The organism is Zoogloea sp. (assembly GCF_030157465.1).
Taxonomy (GTDB): Bacteria; Pseudomonadota; Gammaproteobacteria; order Burkholderiales; family Rhodocyclaceae; genus Zoogloea.
In genome coordinates this window covers 1-2,190 of record NZ_JAOAUU010000149.1, presented here as the reverse complement: position 1 = coordinate 2,190, position 2,190 = coordinate 1, and the positions used below count along the sequence as shown (strand labels likewise).

Annotated in this window: 3 protein-coding genes; all 3 read left to right on the top strand. The window is 68.5% G+C overall.

Features of this window, described 5'->3' with window-relative positions; all coding sequences use genetic code 11:
* Positions 1-296 (top strand): IS66 family insertion sequence element accessory protein TnpB (locus tag Q1W26_RS18450; RefSeq protein WP_300443111.1); only part of this gene is annotated, 296 nt, incomplete at its 5' end.
* Positions 296-655: an IS66 family insertion sequence element accessory protein TnpB gene (gene tnpB / locus Q1W26_RS18445; RefSeq protein WP_141355114.1), complete on the top strand. Its 360-nt coding sequence runs from the start codon at positions 296-298 to the stop codon at positions 653-655. The genes Q1W26_RS18450 and tnpB, both read left to right, overlap by 1 nt.
* Positions 656-684: 29 nt before the next feature.
* On the top strand, positions 685-2,190 hold a 1,506-nt coding region (locus tag Q1W26_RS18440; RefSeq protein WP_300443109.1), incomplete at its 3' end, for an IS66 family transposase.

Here is a 2,190-nt window from a genome sequence, read left to right as displayed (position 1 = left end):
CAAGCAACAACAAGCGGCAGCGGCGTAGCCGCGAGGCGTGGGGCGAGGTGCTGACGCGCTTCGCCGCCAGTGGCCTGGAGATCGAGGCGTTTTGCGCCCATGAAGGCCTCAGCGTATCGAGCTTCAGGCGGTGGCGGAGCCTGCTGGCGGATGACGTCTCCCGCGGCGTAGAGCTGCCCGCGCCGGGCGCGCAGCAAACCGGCTTTGTCGACGCGGGCCTGCTCGGCGCTGGGGGCCGCCTCGAACTGCGGCTCGATCTGGGCGCAGGGGTGATCCTCCACCTGTCGCGCGGCTGATGTTCTTCCCCGAAGGCGCCGTCCGGGTCCATGTGTATGGCCAGCCGGTCGACATGCGCAAATCCTTCGATGGCCTCTACGCGCTCACCCGCCACGCGCTCGGGTGCGATCCGCTCTCGGGCGAGCTGTTCGTGTTCATCAACCGGCGCGGCACGCAGATGAAGGTGCTGTACTGGGATCGCACCGGATTCTGTGTGTGGGCCAAGCGCCTCGAAGAGGGGCGCTTCGTGTCGAACTGGGCGCACATCGCCACGCGCCAGATGGACTGGACCGGGCTCAAGCTGCTCCTCGAAGGCATCGAGCCCGCCCGCTACAAACGCCGCTACAAACGGCCCGAGACTGCCTTGAAACCCGCATGAATGCTGGGGCTTACGGTAAAATACGGGCCATGCCGCGCCCGCATCCCACCCCCGTTCCGACCCCCGCCGAAGCCGCCCAGTGGGCGCCCGAGCGCGTCGTCGAACTGGCCCAGGCGCATGCGGCGCTGCAACGCGAAGTGCAGACCATCCAACACCAACTCGAGTGGTTCCGGCGCCAGCTCTTCGGCCAGAAGAGCGAGAAGCGCCCGCTGGCCCCGCACCCGGCGCAGATGCACCTGGGCGAACTCCCCATCCCCGATGCGCCGCCCGAGCCCCCCGGCAAGCCGGTGGCCGGCCACACGCGGCGTACGCCACGCACCGACTTCGCCCAGGACAAGAACGACGCCACGCTGTTCTTCGACGAAGCCCGCGTGCCGGTCGAGACCATCACCCTGGCCAACCCGGAGCTCGAAGGGCTCTCGCCTGACCAGTACGAGGTGATCGGCGAGAAGGTCAGCCACCGCCTGGCGCAGCGCCCGGGCAGCTACGTGATCCTCAAATACGTGCGCCCGGTGATCAAGCGTCGCGACACGCAGACGCTCCACTGCCCGGCGGCCCCGGCGGGGGTGATCGACGGGTGCCGCGCCGACGTGAGCTTCCTCGTCGGCCTGCTGCTCGACAAGTTCGCCTGGCACCTGCCGCTGTACCGCCAGCACCAGCGCCTGCTCGATGCCGGCATCACGGTCAGCCGCGCCTGGCTCACCCAACTGGCCGCGCAGGCCGCCGCGCTGCTCGAGCCGATCTACGCGGCCCAGCTGGCCTCGATCCGCACGAGCCGCGTCAAGGCCATGGACGAGACCCCGATCAAGGCCGGCCGCGCCGGCCCGGGCAAGATGAAGGGCTGCTACTTCTGGCCGGTCTATGGCGAGCTCGACGAGATCTGCTTCCCCTTCTTCGAGAGCCGTGCGCACAGCAACGTCGAGAAGGTACTCGGGCTCACCCCGGTCGAGGGCGGCGTGCTGCTCTCCGATGGCTATGGCGCCTACGAGGCCTATGCCGGCAAGACCGGGCTGACCCACGCGCAGTGCTGGACGCACTGCCGACGCGAGTTCATCAACGCCGAAGCGGCCGAGCCCGACCTGGCGGCCAAGGCGCTCGACTATATCGGCGCGCTCTACGCGGTCGAGGCGAAGCTCCGCGAGGCCAAGCTCAAGGGGGACGCGAGGCGCGAGTACCGGCTCGATCACGCGCGGCCGATCGTCGAGGCGTTCTTCGGCTGGGTGAAGGAGAGTCTGGCGGCCCAGGGGCTCCTGCCCAGCAGCCCGCTGACCAAGGCGCTCGCCTACGCCCACAAGCGACGTGCAGCGCTGGAAGTGTTTCTGGCCGACCCGGATGTGCCGATCGACACCAATCACCTCGAACGGGCGCTACGGCCGATTCCGATGGGTCGGAAAAATTGGATGTTCAGCTGGACCGAGCTGGGCGCCCAGCACGTCGGCATCGTCCAGAGCCTGATCGCAACCTGTCGGCTGCACCACGTCGACCCGTACGACTATCTGGTCGACGTTCTCCAGCGTGTCGGCCAACACCCGGCC